Origin of the sequence: Paenibacillus sp. FSL K6-3182 (assembly GCF_037976325.1) — a bacterium.
Classification (GTDB): Bacteria; Bacillota; Bacilli; order Paenibacillales; family Paenibacillaceae; genus Pristimantibacillus.
Window position 1 is genome coordinate 5157387 of sequence record NZ_CP150265.1, and the last position, 16786, is coordinate 5174172.

The 16786-nt window shown below is 44.5% G+C and carries 9 protein-coding genes and 1 pseudogene; 5 read left to right on the top strand and 5 right to left on the bottom strand.

Going from position 1 to position 16786, the window contains the following annotated elements; all coding sequences use genetic code 11:
* Positions 1 to 570: 570 nt before the first annotated feature.
* The 3 genes from MHH56_RS22840 to MHH56_RS22850 form a co-directional block, all read right to left on the bottom strand.
* Positions 571 to 8769 carry an immunoglobulin-like domain-containing protein gene (locus MHH56_RS22840; RefSeq protein WP_339203983.1) on the bottom strand — a complete coding sequence of 2733 codons (8199 nt, stop codon included), beginning with the start codon at positions 8767 to 8769 and terminating at the stop codon, positions 571 to 573.
* A 728-nt stretch (positions 8770 to 9497) separates the two neighbouring features.
* Entirely contained in the window at positions 9498 to 10190 is a 693-nt protein-coding gene (locus tag MHH56_RS22845; RefSeq protein WP_339203984.1) for a DUF4367 domain-containing protein, read from the bottom strand.
* Positions 10171 to 10731, bottom strand: coding sequence for a sigma-70 family RNA polymerase sigma factor (locus tag MHH56_RS22850; RefSeq protein ID WP_339209710.1), 561 nt, complete (start codon positions 10729 to 10731; stop codon positions 10171 to 10173). Before MHH56_RS22850 ends, MHH56_RS22845 begins: the two co-directional genes overlap by 20 nt.
* A gap of 425 nt (positions 10732 to 11156) precedes the next feature.
* On the opposite strand from MHH56_RS22850, the gene MHH56_RS22855 reads away from it, so the two are divergent.
* A complete protein-coding gene (locus tag MHH56_RS22855) occupies positions 11157 to 11564 on the top strand; it encodes a BlaI/MecI/CopY family transcriptional regulator (protein ID WP_339203986.1) in 408 nt (135 codons plus the stop codon).
* A gap of 2 nt (positions 11565 to 11566) precedes the next feature.
* Complete coding sequence (locus tag MHH56_RS22860; protein ID WP_339203987.1) at positions 11567 to 13210, top strand: M56 family metallopeptidase; 1644 nt, start codon at positions 11567 to 11569, stop codon at positions 13208 to 13210.
* 181 nt (positions 13211 to 13391) lie between these two features.
* On the opposite strand, the gene MHH56_RS22865 is transcribed toward MHH56_RS22860, so the two are convergent.
* Together MHH56_RS22865 and MHH56_RS22870 are read right to left on the bottom strand one after the other, a co-directional pair.
* Positions 13392 to 13613: a DDE-type integrase/transposase/recombinase gene (locus MHH56_RS22865; protein WP_339209711.1), complete on the bottom strand. Its 222-nt coding sequence runs from the start codon at positions 13611 to 13613 to the stop codon at positions 13392 to 13394.
* Positions 13614 to 13950: 337 nt separating this feature from the next.
* Complete coding sequence (locus MHH56_RS22870) at positions 13951 to 14424, bottom strand: MarR family winged helix-turn-helix transcriptional regulator (protein ID WP_339203988.1); 474 nt, start codon at positions 14422 to 14424, stop codon at positions 13951 to 13953.
* 151 nt (positions 14425 to 14575) lie between these two features.
* On the opposite strand from MHH56_RS22870, the pseudogene MHH56_RS22875 reads away from it, so the two are divergent.
* The 3 genes and pseudogenes from MHH56_RS22875 to MHH56_RS22885 form a co-directional block, all read left to right on the top strand.
* Positions 14576 to 14985: pseudogene (locus tag MHH56_RS22875) on the top strand (DUF3238 domain-containing protein); the annotation flags it as partial.
* 118 nt (positions 14986 to 15103) lie between these two features.
* Complete coding sequence (locus MHH56_RS22880) at positions 15104 to 15688, top strand: DUF3238 domain-containing protein (RefSeq protein WP_339203989.1); 585 nt, start codon at positions 15104 to 15106, stop codon at positions 15686 to 15688.
* Positions 15689 to 15758: 70 nt separating this feature from the next.
* Positions 15759 to 16385: an FMN-dependent NADH-azoreductase gene (locus MHH56_RS22885; RefSeq protein WP_339203990.1), complete on the top strand. Its 627-nt coding sequence runs from the start codon at positions 15759 to 15761 to the stop codon at positions 16383 to 16385.
* Positions 16386 to 16786 lie beyond the last annotated feature (401 nt).

Consider the following 16786-nt stretch of genomic DNA (forward strand, 5'->3'; position numbering starts at 1 on the left):
TTTGGTGAAGCCAAGGGGGATCAAGCTTCGCTCTACTTGTGTTCTCAATTAGGGATGTCTGAATCTCTTTTTCAACGGCTGATGAAACTTACTCGACGAGGACTTTTAGCGGTAGATTCGACGCCGTGCTCCTACACTAGATGTAATTGCCGCATGTAAAGGATGATGCATGTTGCCCGAGCTGGAAGATACTTGTCTTCTGTATAGCCAGTTATAACCTTTCCTTCGATAGATTTACCCGAAGCTCTAGCTAGCATGAGTGCATTCTCTGCACGTGTAATCGGATCATTCGAATGGAAAGCACCTTCTTTGTACCCTGTAATTATACCTGCTTGCTAGATTTAACCATGATCCACAATTAAAAAAGACAACCTGAGGGCGGTCATTATTCGTTGCGTTTTACGGTGATTAAGTGTTCAGGACAAGTACGCGCAGCCATTGCAATAGCGCTTCAATGCCTAACCATACAAAGGCAAATAAAAAGGATGTCAGACTTGGCTAATCGCCGCTGACATCCTCACTGATTAAGACTCTACGATCCGCTTGCAACAATTCTGCTGACTGATCTTCTTAATTCTCATCCAGCTCCAAAATACGGAGCAGAATTGTAGTTACTTCCGCTCTGGTTGCCACTGCATTGAAGTCAAACTTGCCGCCTTCCTTGCCCTGCATAATCCCCATTGCAGCTACTGCGCCAATCGCGCCTTTTGCCCACTCTGGCAGTTTAGCTTGGTCAGTAAAGTTTGCTGCTTTGTCCTTTTGGTCTTCCAGCTTCAACGAACGAGCTATCATAACTGCAAGCTCAGCGCGCGTCAAACCGCTATTTGGACGCAGAGTTCCATCCGCATAGCCGCTTAAAATCCCCGCTGATACAGCCTGCTCAAGCGCTTCTTTTGCCCATGGAGCAATGTCAGCTTCATCATTAAAGGCATGCTGCTTTCCATCACTTTGTACAGTCAATGCACGGGATAACATCACTGCAAATTCCGCACGGGTTACCGCCGCATTTGGCTTGAAGGTTTGATCCTTGTAGCCAACTACAAAGCCTTTAGTCACTGCTTTACGAATCGCAGCTTCTGCCCAGTGTCCCGCAATATCCTTCAATTCAATCTGGTTCTCTTGATTTCCGCCGGTGTTGCTACCGTTGTTACCTCCGTTGTTGCCGCCGTTGTTGTTGTCAGGCGTGGTATCAACTACTGTAATCGTCAATACCTGCGGCTGTCCTGCGCTAAACTCAAACGTTAGCTTCGCAGTACCTTTTTGTAATTTCGCCAAGTAAGCCGTCGTAAACGTGATCTGATCACTATTCACAACATAATCAGTTCCAGCCTGCAGCTGTGTACTGCCGTTCTTAATGGCTGTCAGTGTATTCCCTTTAAGCTCCAGCTTTATTGCAATTGCTTGCTGCTTGCTAGGATTCAGATCAAATTCAGCAGCAGCTTTGCTGATTTCGCTATCCTGAACGATAGGTTTGATTTTGCTAAGAAGATCCGTCTTAACTTCGCCGTCTGCCATAATCGTGACAAAGTTGCGAGCTATAGCGATATCGGCAGCTGATCCAGACGCGAGAGCCTTTGAAACGGCAGCGCTTGCCGATGCTTCAAGCATTTCATTGTATTTGCCTGCGCCTAACAGATATACATCTGTAAATGAACTTGAATTTTTTAATTGTCCACTTTCAACTTCAAAGGTGGATCTGGTGCTGTCTGATTCACGCGAGCTGTCAGATTCATTGAGCATGATTGATATTCCGACTCTTCCGTTCGTGAGCTCCGATGCAGGATTATTATGAACGGTATTAAACGGAATCTTTAAATCGTAAATCGTCGTTTTCGTTTCTTCATCTCTCGTAATCTTTGCTGCGATATCAGTTATCGGAGCAGTCGGTGCATTGGCGCCTGTGGGACGAGTCCAAGCCCATATTACATCTTTGTTGTCATTGGTGAGCGCGAACCCCAATTCATTCCGCGTAGTACTGTTCGTTGCGGGATTGCGTAAATCAATGCCTAACTGCAAATTATCCTCTCTCCATATATTTCCTCCGGTTTGGCTATTGAAGTGCACGTCGTCTGTAACGACAATGTACGCGTATAAATTGCTGTCGTCCCATGCGAAACGCGATCCTACGCTGAGGTCTTGCGGACCATCCCACGTTCCCGAAGTGACATAATCTTTGGTGTCCATTACAAATGCCGGAGTTGCAGCACTCTTTGCCGGATTTTCTGCACCTGCAGAACTTACCTTTTCGGCGTATGCTGCGTCAAATTTTGCCGTATAGGTGTATGCTTTTCCGTCTTCGAGTTGAAGCTTGAATGTGATCAGACCTGCAGCATAATACGGTAAATCTACGGTTACGGATTCGCCTGCCGCAAGCGCGTTAAATTTAATGGGAGTGAAATCTTTAGCATAAGCAGCCGGGGAAACAATTGTTAATGTTCCGGGTGCAGAGGCTCTTCCTCCGACATTATACTTAACGATGAATTGTTGTTTATCTCCCTTTTTGGTTAGGTTAAATACAAACGGTTCCGCCAATAAATCTGAGCCGTAAATGCCGTACGGATTGCCCGCCGGGGTGCTGTTTCTCAAGCCGGATGCGTAATAATTGTTGCTAAGTTCTACCGATGTGCCGCTCTCGCGCAGCATGGCATACACATTATTATTCTGGCCGTTCTTGGACGGCTGGAAGTAAGAAGTGTATACATGTGCCTTACCGCCGTGGACATCAATACCCGGATTGTTGCCGGGCAGCTGAGTGAAGTTTGCTTGCTGTAAGCGAACGACACCGTTATTTACGATTGCTCCAGCTACGGTCGGGCTTCCCCAGAACGCGCTGTTGTACAGGACTAGTTCAGCGTCTTGGTGGATTTTCGCGGTATTAGCTGCATCTCCCATTCTGACATACGCTCTATTCGGCTCCGTCGTGATGTTCGTATTAACCAATTCCGAGTTGATCGCGATTATTTTGGTGTGTTCGTCAGCGTCTTCCACATAGAGAGCATAGGTGGTTCCATCCGAACCGTGACCAATCATCGTCATTTTTCCAGGGTATGCGAATTCGCCGTTCCCCAGGTCTCTTTTCAGGAAGTGTATGCCGTATACCGAACCGAAAACGAAATTATTGAAAATCGTCTGGTCTTCCACATCGGCGAATTTGAGCGCACTCATGTATCTTTGTACGAATCCGTACAAATCGCCGGTAGGTGCCGAATATCCTTGGCCTCCCGGAAGTCTCAAAGCGTAATGCGGATTGAATTGCATATTTCTAATAAATCCGCCTTCGGCGCCTCCTCCGACCCAGATGCCTGCTCTGAGGAGCGTGCCGCCTAAATAGTCTACATAGTGACCATCTGTTTTATAGGAAGCCAGATCTATTCCTTTATCCCCAATTGGGATCGTTAAATTGATTGCATATACACCTGCGCCTTGTCCCTGTACCAAAAACGGAGTTTTTAGCGTTAGGTTAGGGTTGTCGAGATTGACGCTGGTTATATTCGTTTGCGCAATGTTAAGTCCTCTGAGCCCAGCGTTTGCCTTAAGCTGTATGAGGGAATTTCCGTTTTCTCCCTCAGCCCCGCCGGTGTACGCTGTAAAGATCGCCGTGCCGCCGCCTTGAGTATGATGCTGTACGTCCCATGTTCCTCTGAGTTCAACACCCTCGGGAACGATGACGGGATTATTCAGTCTATATCTTCCACCAGGTAAATAGATCGTGCCGCCGCCGTGATTAGCTTTAATATAGTCAAGAGCTTCCTGCAGCTTTGCAGATATATCCACGGTCGGCACGTTGCCGGTTAACGAGCGTGGAAAGTCAAGTCTAAGCACTGCGCTTGATGTTGGTCTCGGGTGTACGTCAATATCTGTTTTTACGTCTTTCGGAATTGGTTCAAACAGATAATCAACATCATTAACGATTTGTACAGCGGTGTTATTACCGTCAGCCTTAACGTCAAGTTCAAGGTTATCGATGTGAGCGGCAAGGTTAGCGCTCTCGATGTTAAGGTTATAACCTGAATTTACCGATTTGAATGTTCCGAAGTTTGCTCCGAGCTGTGCATGTTTGTCTGCCTGTTTAAAATTGCTCTGACTGACTAATGCGTTGCCTCGGCCCAGGAAGTTCAGCGCATAATTGTCATATTCGTCGAACGTACTATCCTCAAAGGATATCACTCCGCCTCTGGCGTTGCTTACAATCGGACCTTTGAATGCAACTCCGTTGAATTGAACAGAAGTGTCGAAACGTTCGTTGAAATATACTGCCGTGTCGCCTCCGAATTCCGAGTTCGAGAGCAGCAAGCCGAAACCATTAACGTTGTCAATGTATATCCCCGTTTGGCTGTCTTCGATTTTCAATCCGTAGAACTGCGCGTTCGGTGCTTCGTCGCCGCCAGGTTCTCTTCCGATCCACATCCCCGTCTTATACCCGGAAATATTCAATCCCGAGACATATTCCCAATCTGATCGGTGCATCATGAATCCGGTAGCGTTCGCTCTTGTGTACGCTCTCGCGTCCGAAAGAGACGGTGCGCCGTCAAGACCTGAATTCGCCCAGTATTTCGGGTCAATATCAACGTTCTCGATACGCCCGATATCTGTACAGGTGTGAACCACGATGCCCTTGTAGAGAGCCGTCATATTGCTGTTCACAACATAATGCATTTCGCTCGGCAGGGAAATGAATCCTCCCCAAGCGTTTACAAGAGTTACGTTATCAAGCGTCACGCTGTTTCCGGTTCTCTGATAGAACGTCCACGGATACGGAATTCCTTTTATGTCCTCAAATTCCCCTGTCTTCTGACCATCTGCGTTCCTCTTTTCAACAGTGGTTGTAGCATTAATATCTTGATTCGGATACCATACGGAAATGTTTGTTACACCTGTGCCTTGTTCCATGTCTATGAATCTATCGGACACGTTAGCTACTTTTTTGCCGCCTGTCTGATTTTCTCTCTCGTCAGAGTCAACATACGTGTCATAATTGGCTGAATTATGTCCGGCATAGACTGCGAGAATGGTTCCGTCGATTTTACCATCGTAATCGTCCGCATCCGGATTATCCCATTCGCCACGGAGCTGTACGCCTGCCCGCAAATTTAAAACCTGTTTATATTCATAGGTTGTACTGCCTGTCGTGCTTTGAACGCTTATTGTGCCGGTAGTTTCCGTATGGAACGCAAAGGTTCCCGCCGGAATATAGACTACGCCGCCGCCGTCATTATAAGCCGCATCAATCGCCGCTTGGAAAGCCTCTCTGTTATCGAAATTAACTAAGCCTTCCGCTTCTGCCATCTCTACTGTTTTCGCACCAAAAGCGAGTACGTTAAAGTCCGATATCGCCCAATCTTTCGCGTCGTATTCCTGAACGATTGCCGCTCTCATGTGTTTTGCGTAATCATATCGACCCGGAACTGTAAGCACAAAGGTTTTAGTCTGGGTTACAGGAGCAGCTACCGGACCTCTTTTTACCGTCGCCGTAAGCGTTACCTCGCCTCCGCCGTCCGAACGGTTTGTCGGTATCACGCCTGCAGTGGTTATAAGGGTAGCAGCGGATGTCGTCCATGTAATATCCGTCATATTTTCACCCATGGACGGAAGAACTAAGTTCGTTGTCACATTAGTCTCAGAAGCATTCACGCCTTTGATTAAATCCCATGTCAGTTTATTCAGCATATCGTTTACCGCTTCCTCGTCGGTTCCGGTCCCTGTTCCGCGAACGACGATATTAAATGTTTTAACAACAGGTGTTGCCGTTCCTTTGCTTACTGTCGCCGTGAGTGTTACGGATGTATTCACTCCTTGACGAACTACTGCGCCAGTGTTGCTGTTGATCACCGTGTTATTGGTAGATGCCCACACAATGCTCGTACTCGCTGAACCCGCCTTAGCAAGATTCAAATTGGTTTCAACCAGATCCTGTCTGGTATTCGTACCCTTGATCGCGTCCCATGTCAGCGCGTCCGAAACAAGTTTTACCGCTTCTTCATCCGTTGGAGGAATTTCGGTTAGTCGTATGCTCTGTATGATTGCTCCGGCTGCACCGATCCGGAAGTGCGCACCTTGATTTTGTGCTCCTATCGCAAAATTAGCTCCGTTAAGCACACCCTTTGAAGTCACCCAAGCGTTTCCGCTTCCTGTCGCCGGAAGGCTCGCTGATCTATACGCTTCAAATCCAGAGAAACTGCCGGGATATATGGTGTTATACTGTAACGAAATACCGCCCGCTGCGCTCGGTCTCCAGTATGTGACCGCTAATTCAACCTTGTTTGCTTGCTTAAGCTTAAGGTCGTCTACAATGACGTACATAAAGTTGCCGATCTTCACAGCATCTACGCCGCTTTGAGTGACTACATCCACTGCGGTGCCGCCGTCTCCGATAAGGCTGACGCCTATGCCGTTGCCTTGTAGTCCTTTGTACGGCCCGGCCGGATCTCCACCGTCGCCGAAACCGCTTCCAATGGTATCAACGGCATCAAATGATTCAGGATCATTGAAGTCAATGAACACTTCAGCAAGTTCGTTAGTCGTACTGGCTACTGTCAAATTGAACATTTTATGAACAGGTGCTGCATTACCTTTGGTTATTTTTGCCGTAAGGGTTACGGCTTTTCCTACGTCAGGGTCGCGAGTTACACTGCCAGTTGCGGTATTTATGATATCTGCAGGTTCAGCCGACCATTCTATAGCCGTATCGTTCGCACCCGTTGTCTTAAGAGTCAACCCCGTTCTTACTTCGGATTGAATAACATTCGAATTCCTAATCGTGTCCCATGTCAGCTTATTTGCTGCGTCCGATATTGCTTGATTGTCGTCAAGATGCTCCACTTTAACTCTTGTATGCGTTCCGTCGAAAGGATATTGCGTATTTTGAGCTGTGCGTGCGAATGTATAATAGATGTTGCCTGTTGGTTTTGTAAATGAAGCAGTATAAACGCCTGTACCCAGAGTACCCGTCGTCCAATCGCCGACCGCAGGAGCGTTACCAGTGGTGTTGATTGCAAACTGCACAGCCTGACCGTTTGTTGGCGCTTCTGAAGATAACGTAACGTTGCCAGTTGACTCAACAGCTGTGGGAATTGGTTTCGGCGAATCCACGGTATTCTGAAAACGCGGGTTCTTGATATAGATGTCGCCTTGAGGCACGGATGACCATTGCATTTGCAATCTCCCCGCCTGTACCGTGTCCAAATGAACGGGATTGAAACCATTCGGAGAATTGGCTGCTGATAATTGCGCATAAACTGTAATCCATTCATTAACCTTTCCATTTTTGATTTCGTTAACATTAAGATTAAGACGCGAATTGGTGTCAAGATTGTTACCGCCACTTGCCATGGCGATCCAGTTATTGCCGCTGAGCTTTAAAAGGTCCGAATGTGTAACATACATATCAAAAACAAAATATTGATTTGCATAAGCTGATAAATCCTGATTGCCGCTGCTGGTAACAAAGCGGGCATCCCAAAGCCGTTCAACGCCGGCGCCTATTTTTCCAGCGCCCAGCTTAACCGCGTTATTTCCGTCCGGCGCAATAGCGCTGCTTGTTCCCTCTTCTATATTAGGGAAATACGTCGCAGCCCGGGCGTTGACCTCCGCCGGCACAGCTCTCACCGTCAAGGTAAAAGTTTGTGTAGCGCTTGCATTACCCTTGGTTATTGTCGCCGTGAGTACTACGGTTTTGTCTACTTCTCTATTCAATAAACGATTTACGCTTCCGGTGCTGCTTATTGCCGCATTGTCCGAAGACCATGCTACGTTAGTTGTTCCTATTGCTGTCGGAAGGCTAAGTTGTGATTTTACATCGTTATTCGAAGTATTACTGCCTTTAATCGCATCCCATGTCAGAGACGCCGCCGCCTCATTAACCAATGTTTGTTCGTCAATAGACGTTACCGTAATTCTTGAAGATGCGCCGATGAAGTTGTAACTGTTGTCTGCTTTCGCGCGCGCGAATACATAATAAGTCTGCGCTGAAGGCAATGTGGCAAATTGATGAGAATAAACATTACCGTTTTTACTTCCATCCACCCAGCCGGCTGCAGGAGCGATCCCATCTTCGCTTATTGCGAATTCCACTGCTTGCCCGCTAGCCGGTGCGTTCGCAGTTACTGTTTTTGTTGCTACATCAAGTGCGGGAGCCGTTGACGGTGAAACCGGTACGCCTAGCGTACTTTTCTGGAAACGCGGGTTTTTTATGAAAACGTCAGTGCTAGGAACATTAGTGTCCCATTGCAGATGCATGGCCAGTCTGGTTACTTTGTCTAACCAGGCGTCATTGAAATTCCCGGCTACGGCACTTGACGTCGATAACTTCGTATAGACCGTCGCCCATGTGCCCACTGCAGCATTTGTGACGCCGCTTAAATCAAGCTGGAGACGAGAATCGGCGTTGAACTTATCCGCAGCGGGATTACTGTCGCTTACGATGACGAGCCAGTTATTGCCTAGCATATTTTTAAAGCTCGCATTTGGAATATACATCTCGAAAACGAAGTATCCGTCCTTGTAAGCGGATACATCTTTTAGAGGCGCCACGCTCGGCGTGAAGAGGTTATCCCAAGGCCCCCCGCCCTTTAAGGTTCCGGTGTTTAAACTCCACGCTTTCTGTCCGTCCGGCGCATCGGCGTTTGTCGCCGTATTACCATCTGCACCTGCATTTACGGTCAAAAGAGATACGTCATCTCCCCACGCCGCGCTGACTGCCATAAGCGGAGAAAACAAAGTAAATAGCATCGCTGTCACAAGTAAAGATGCTAATAATCGTCTTTTTTTCATTCTCAAATTTCCTCCATATATCCTATTTTTTGGTTTTGAAGAGATCCCTTAACTCTTTAAAACTTCTCCACTTAAATCCTAAATTCAAAACTTTCTATGATTTTATGTAGTGCACAAAAAAAGTGATCCTTTACACCCGATATGAACCCCTCATGTGTGGCCTGACAACACTTTCCCGCTTTTATGCTAGCTGCCGCATCACCTCTACTATTCCATATGTCCAGTCTTGTAAATGCGCACCCGTCCTCAACTGACCGATGTTAGCGTTTTCACGAGATCAAAAAAATAACAAGATTCAAAGAGCGATAAGCGTACGTGCGAATAACGTAATCTCACTACTTCTTTTAACCCTGTAATAAGTTCCCGGAACACGATTTGTATATTGGGGACTTATCTTATCATACGAGTGTTGCAATAAAGTTCCAATGAGGTAGTCTTATCCTTTACGGGGGCAATATTAATTTAAGTAGATTGAATTCAATCTTGATTCCAATCCTAAATTTCAATTCCTCCTGTAATCTTCTGAAGCAAATAAGCTTCACCAAAAAAACCACTTCAGATGAAGTGGTTTGAATTAATTTTTTGGAGGAGCCTAGGGGGATTCTCACCGCTGACCTCATATCTGCCAGTGATATGCTCTCTCATGTGGGGCTATTACACTACCCCAATTTATCTAGCATTCGACGGGTAGGCGTTCCATTCATTCACGATATACACGCATCAACTCATTAAGGCTCCACCGATTCGGCTACCTTCATCGCCTCGTCGCCCGAAATCGGACCGGACACGCCATACTGAATGCCGTCAACCACCCAGAACAGCTCTGTGAACTCGGCTTGCTCGAAAATCAAGCCGTCCGCTCCACCCACTTTGGTCTGTGTGAACAGGTCCGTCGGGAACGCCGCCGGCATGCGGCTCGCGCTGAACGTCACCGTCTTATCACCCGAACCGTATGTGAAGTTTAAATCTCTGAGCGGTTGGTCCTTCATTCCCACGCCGACGATCTCAGCCAGCTTGAAGCCTTCCGGGGCGACTTGAGGCACAAGCACACTGGAACCGAAAGCTGCTTTCGCTGCCTCCGCCGTTCCTAATGGAGTTGTAATCAATTGGGACAACTCCGAACCTGTGGCTCCTCCGTTTCCTGGCGGCACGATTTCCGACGAATTATCCGTTGGCGTCGGGACTGCGGCGGGCTCTTGCAGCATCGGCAATCCCGCCACTATGACGACTGCCGCGACCAGCGCTGCCGCTCCTGCAAGCCAGGCTTTCGGAAGAACGAATCGGCGGCGGCCTCTCGCTTCCGCGGCGGCTTGTTTCCTGATCTTCTGTTTAACGCTATCGCTCAATTCCATTTTAGAAAACAACATATCATCCGACTCCTTTTGCAAATGTTGACGTAAATTACGCTCCATGTCCGTCATCGGTTGTCTCCTCCTTGCGCATTTCCCGAGCCAACGCCTCGCGCGCCCGGTGCAGTCTGTTTCTCACGGTACCCTCGGGCGACGACGTCGCTTTCGCAATTTCCCGTGTGTCCAAGTCCAGATAATAATATAAATACAAAGCCTCCTGATACGGCAGAGGCAGACGCAGCATATGCCGCAAAATCTCGCTTTTCTGCAATCTTTTAAGCGCTTCTTCTTCTACGTTGAATATCCGTCCCCGCTCCATCAGGCTGGGATCGGTCGGCTGTTCCGTAAACATCCGTACGCCCATCTTGTCCCGGCAAACGTTGATAGCGATCGTCGTCAACCAGGTTTTAACCGCGCTATCTCCACGAAACGAGTTCCAGTTGCGATAAGCGCGAAGAAATACCTCCTGACTGATATCCTCGGCAAAATGCCGATCCCCGGTATAAAAATAAGCGGTGCGCATGATCGTCGAGCCAAAGCTTTCCATCAGCTGCTCTAGAGCTTGAGTGGGATCTTTCGGGAAATTTCCCTTGTTATTCGAGCCGGCCGGCATCACTGAATCATCACCTCCACCTATTAGACGGCCTGAGCGCATTTTTCGCTGCACTTCGCTTTAAATCTGACAGTCCAATAAAGATTTCGCGAATTTGAGCTTAATTCCCCATACTCCTTCTTGCTTGAATTTATAACGATAAAAGCCACATGTACAGTATGCCTGTTGATGCGGCTTTTCGACTTCATCTTTGGTTTAAAAGATCCCCAATATCCTTTTTATACTAACACTATTTTCTCTAGATGACCTCTTCGCTGCCAGCGATGTGATCTCCCACCTAGACGTATTACACATCATAATTATTATTATTTTCGTCGTTATAGGAAGTGAATGGATGTTCGTTGACACAATAGGACTACACGTGTAGTATATGAGTTGTAGGCCTACAATTGTGATCCTTTTACATGTAACGGGAGGTTTCGAGTATGACAAAATTACCACAAATCACAGATGCAGAATGGGAAGTTATGAAAATCCTCTGGGCGAGGAAGGAATGTCCATCCAGCGAAATTGTTAAACAACTAACGGAAACAATGGACTGGAGTCCGAAGACGATTCGTACGCTGCTTAACCGTCTGGTGCAGAAAGAAGCGGTTGGAATCAACAAAGACGAATCTCGACGAGCCCAAATGTTTTATCCATTGGTTTCAGAAAATGAGTATTTGCAAAGTGAAACCAAAAGTTTTTTGCAAAAATTGTACGGTGGAGCCATTAAACCGATGCTTGCGAACTTCCTTCAGGAGAAAAAACTGACGGAACAGGAAATCAATGAGTTGAAACAATTATTCGATGATAACAAAAACGATGATAACAAATCGAAGACAGGCAAATAGCCATGACATATGTGCAGATGTATATGCAAGTGTTTTTCGACTGGGTGATTCGGGCTTCGCTGATGGCAAGTGTGCTGGTTGTTCTCATTGTCATGATCAAATGGATGCTCAGAAACAAGTTGCAGCCGAAGTGGCAATATCTCCTATGGTTTCCTGTTGTCATTCGGCTCGTATTGCCTTGGGCGCCAGAAAGCTCGTACAGCGTATACAATCTATTGCCAATGAAGCAGCAGTTGTCTAATGAATCCCTTTTAGGATCGCTCGATGATATTTCCAATCTTTATGAACGAAAGAATCAGTTGAAGAACAACGTGGATTCACCGAGCGAATGGACACTCAAAGATCCATCCGATGTCATAGTTCATTCCTCTGCGAATGTTCCTGAAAAACAAGTCCTTGCAAAACAATCGTTTGTGGATCGATTATCCAAAATAACGCTGCGAGACATCCTGTTGTTTGGTTGGTTGCTAGGGGTCATAATCTTGAGCATTGTAACGCTTATAGCCAATATCAACGTGTATAGACGAATTAAAAAACAGCCCAGTGTAACCCATCCGGCGGTATTACAAGTATTCGAGCAATGCAAGCGCCAAATGTCGGTCAAACAACCGATTCTTCTGACCGTAACAGATGCAGTGCCGAGTCCTGCGGTTTATGGGTTTATGAAACCAAGGATTTTATTATCCAGTTCGTTGATTCGTTCGATGGATGCCGATCAATTCCGTTATATTTTCAATCATGAACTGGCACATATCAAGCGCAGGGACATTGCGATGAATTGGCTCATGCATGTTCTGGTTATTTTACATTGGTTTAATCCGATAATGTGGGTTGTCTACGCACGAATGCGAGCAGATCAAGAGGTAGCCTGTGATGCATTAGCCTTGTCCTACATCCATGCTGAACACAAAGCAGCTTACGGCCAGACGATCATTAATTTGTTGGAGCATTATGCAGGAGCCCGGAGATATCCAAGTTTGGTCGGATTATCGGGTAATTACAAGCATCTCAAGAGGAGAATACTCATGATTAAACATTTCAAGAAAAATTCTATGCGCTTATCTGTACTAGGATTAGCAACGCTATTAACTGTCTGCTCATTCTCATTAGTAAATGCTCAAGGGAATACCCAATCAAATGAAACAGTGGAAGTGGCAAAGCTATCGAAGCCTGGAGGCGGCCAAATCCAAAGCCTGACAGTCAATACTGCAGAAGAAGCTACTCTCGTATTGCAGAAGTATTTTAACCTGACTGGTTTTTCACTTATAAAAGATGAAAGAGAAACTGCCACTTATGTAACCGCAGACGACAGTATGCGTGTATGGGTTGGTCAAAATAATAAAATAATTGGTATTAATGATATGAAGGCAGCTAAAGAATCAAACAAAAGCAATGAAATACAAAAAGAACAATGGATTTCAATAGACCAAAGTAAAGAGAAAGCGACTCAATTGGCTCAACAATTCTTGGACGTTAGTGTTAAAGAAGTACAAATCACAACAATAGAGCATAGCTACGCCAATGACTCACTTATTTTATTTGAAATTAGACCTTCTTCCGCAGGCAATCTTACTAGCGATGGCCGGTTTCTTGTAACAGTGGACCGATCCACTGGAGATATTACAAATATTAACCCTTTTCTGTGAATGAGCTGAACGACTAGCGGCTATCAACTGCTACCGCAAGGCCTTAGGGCAACAAATGTACAATCGGAGAACGATAGTTAAATAACCAGTGCAGCAGTCTGAACAAGACTCCATTTTGTAGACAATAAAAAAACCTATGCTGCATGGTCAAGCCCCGATTTTGTAGACATTGAAAAAAGCCCTAGGAAACAAGCTGGCGACGGTACTCAACCGGAGTCAGCTTGTTAAATACCTTTTCAAACGTTTTTAAAACCAACGAATTTTCATTGTTGAAACTCATGTGATAAGCAATAATTTCAGTATTAAACAAATCCTTAATAACGTACAGGTAAATCTTCTGATCGAACACGCGGTACTGAATAATATCCGTGACCCATTTCTGATTGGGTTTGTCTGCTGTAATATCATGATTAAGTCTATTATCCGCTACACGTCCTGCATACGGCGCCCTCTATTATCCTTAAGCCTGTACTCTCCGAGTTGCTTGTATTTACGCATCCATTTCTTAATCTGACCTTCATCTTCAATCCCCAATTCCTTTATTATCTCCCTTTTTGTTTTGCCACCTAGCTTTAGCTCGATTGCTTTTAGCTTGGTCTCCTAACTGTAACGTTTAAACTTCTGTCCTTTTGTAGCCAATTCCAAACACCCCCTAAAATAGTTTAGATTAACCCAGGTTTTTTCTAATGTCTATTTTTGGGGTGCAGTTCAATCATAGGAGAGGTTTTAATTTTCTATGATTACCAGACAGGTCTTACTCTTGTTGGAAAATTACCTTCATTTGCTCCATAAATTAATTTTGATAAATCTTCTTTGAGCATTTGCAGTCGTTCTGCTCCAATGTTTTCAATCCAACGTTGCTCAATCTCAGTTAGAATCTTCTCTTTTGCTTTCACTACTAACCAACCTCGTTCGGTCAAAATAATAATTTTCCCTCTATTATCAGTGGGATGAGCTTTGCGTATTACATAACCACATTGCTCGAGATAATCCACCATTTTACTCACAGCTTGCTTTGTAACTCCTAAATATTCGGCTAGTTCTATACCTGTTGCTCCATTAGGATTGATACATTTAAACATAAAACCATGTACAGGCCTAATATCATCAAATCCCAATTCACTCAATCTGTTATGTAGTTCATTAATCGATACACTAAAAGATAATGACAAAAGGGATGTAAGATCTAATTCACTAAAAAATTGATTATTCATACATATTACCTCCTTAAACAAAGTCAACTAGGTTGACTTTGTTCAGAGTTCATTGTACTATGCGTAATATAGTCAATCAAGTTGACTATATTACGATTGTGAAAGAAATAGAATTTACCGAGACAAAATTAATAAATTATGAAGGGTTCTCATGGCTAATATCGTTAAAATTAGAGGAAGTGTATTTGCACCGTATGCTTGGTTGGAACCTATTAAAGATCCTTCAACTGGAAGGATCTTCGAATATACAGGTGATGCACGCGAATTTACACCTTACGCTGTAAGCAAGAAGTGATTATTGATATTTATAAAAAAGAAATTTTCACATTTGCAGATGCTTGTATTTCGACTGTGAAAATTACAAATCCAGACGGTTCTATCGACAATAAAAAAGGAAAAACAAATACACAAAACATTGTATGTACGAATGTTATGTGGGGCGCTGATGATGTTTCTTTTGGGGATGCACATATCGAAGGTTTACATGATGGGTTCCCTTGCTATGACTTTTATAAACAAACAGATTTCGGTCCATTTGAATTCATATATACATATGATTTCTGAAAAACTGGTAACACTCCAGCAGCGCTAGCTGGGATTGCAAACAGCAAATATTAAAGGAAAAGCAAGCATTTAACCAAACGAAAAATAATATTAAACATTACAGAGGTGTATTCTCATGACTACTATCGTTAAAGTTAGAGCAAGTGTATTTATTCCAACATCTTGGACTGAACCTAGGAAAGATATTCAAACGGGTAACACAATCGAATTCGAAGGTGACTCACGTGAGTTTACACCTTATGCAGTAAACACTTTGCGTTCAAGAATTGAACAAGAAGTCATTGTAGATTTCTACAAAAAAGAAATTTTCACATATGTGAATACGGGCATAACAACAGAAAAAACCACAACTCCTGATGGTTCCATTAATAAAAGATTAGGAAAAGCTAGTACGGAAGGCATTTTGTGCACGGATATTGTATGGGGGTCAGACGAGGTCAAATTTCAAATGAGTGCAAGTGCTAGCAACCCATTAAATGTATTAGCACCTCCTGTTGACTATCTATTAACTGTACTTGTCAAAAAAGATGGTATTGTCGACATTCAAGGGGAACACGATGGATTCCCTTGTTATGAATTTTATAAGCAAGTAAATTGGGGTCCGTTTGAACAAATTTATACCCATGATTTCAGAGAAACTGGTGATACACCTGCAGCTATGGGTGGGGATATGGAGTATAGATTCAAAAAGATATTGTGAAGCTAATATGATGAACTTTTTAGTAATTAAAAATAAAACACCTTAGAGTAGTGAACATCAGGAGGAACAAATGACAACAGTTTTATTCGTAAAAGCAAACAATCGCCCAGCATATCAATCAGTCAGTGTAAAATTATATGATGAATTTTTTGCGAGTTACAAAGAATCGCATCCAAACGATAAAATAATAGAGCTTGATTTATACAAGGAAGAATTGCCATATGTAGGCGTAGATATGATTAATGGTACTTTTAAAACGAGTAAAGGACTTGCGTTAACAGCAGAAGAAGCAAAAGCAGTAGCTGTTGCTGATAAATATTTAGATCAATTCCTTGCTATTGATAAAGTTGTGTTTGGTTTCCCATTATGGAACCTAACAATCCCAGCTGTGCTACACACATATATTGATTATTTAAACCGAGCAGGTAAAACATTTAAATATACACCAGACGGTCCAGTGGGACTTATGGGGAATAAGAAAATTGCATTATTAAACGCTAGTGGCGGTGTATATTCTGAAGGACCAAAAGCTGACGTTGAAATGGCTGTTAAATATGTAGCAAGTATGATGAGATTCTTCGGAGTAAATGATATAGAGACAATTGTGATAGAAGGCCACAATCAATTCCCAGAAAAAGCAGAAGAGATAATTGTGGATGGTCTTGAAAAAGCTCTTAAAGTAGCAAGTACGTTCTAATTAGCAAAACAATTCTCACTGAATATGGCAGTATCAACACTTTTATAGTGGTAGATTCAGACGCCGTGCTCCTCCACTAGATGCATTTCCTTCGAAGCTCACTCACTTTATTACGTCCGCGCGGACTGAACCCCTGACCTCATCGCCGCCAGCGATGCGCTCTCCCGCCGTTACCGGTTTCACAACCAAAAAAAATCACGACGGAATGAATTTCACTCCACCCAGACGGGCTCTTAATCAGTTAATCCATCTTACCAAGAGAAATCTTTATTGAGAGCCTCCAGTTCATCTATTGGCCAGAAGGAGAAGTAGCTCGATTCCCGGTCCCACGAGGGCATGCCCGGCTGCCCCTGTAATGCCTGACACCGGCGACCTTATGGGACAAGGCGCCCCATGTGGGC

What these genes read in the sequence shown, in the direction of transcription:
- MHH56_RS22840 (WP_339203983.1), bottom strand. Translation starts at nt 8,769, where the DNA reads ATGAAAAAAAGACGATTATTAGCATCTTTACTTGTGACAGCGATGCTA.
- MHH56_RS22845 (WP_339203984.1), bottom strand. Translation starts at nt 10,190, where the DNA reads ATGACGGACATGGAGCGTAATTTACGTCAACATTTGCAAAAGGAGTCG.
- MHH56_RS22850 (WP_339209710.1), bottom strand. Translation starts at nt 10,731, where the DNA reads ATGCCGGCCGGCTCGAATAACAAGGGAAATTTCCCGAAAGATCCCACT.
- MHH56_RS22855 (WP_339203986.1), top strand. Translation starts at nt 11,157, where the DNA reads ATGACAAAATTACCACAAATCACAGATGCAGAATGGGAAGTTATGAAA.
- MHH56_RS22860 (WP_339203987.1), top strand. Translation starts at nt 11,567, where the DNA reads ATGACATATGTGCAGATGTATATGCAAGTGTTTTTCGACTGGGTGATT.
- MHH56_RS22870 (WP_339203988.1), bottom strand. Translation starts at nt 14,424, where the DNA reads ATGAATAATCAATTTTTTAGTGAATTAGATCTTACATCCCTTTTGTCA.
- MHH56_RS22880 (WP_339203989.1), top strand. Translation starts at nt 15,104, where the DNA reads ATGACTACTATCGTTAAAGTTAGAGCAAGTGTATTTATTCCAACATCT.
- MHH56_RS22885 (WP_339203990.1), top strand. Translation starts at nt 15,759, where the DNA reads ATGACAACAGTTTTATTCGTAAAAGCAAACAATCGCCCAGCATATCAA.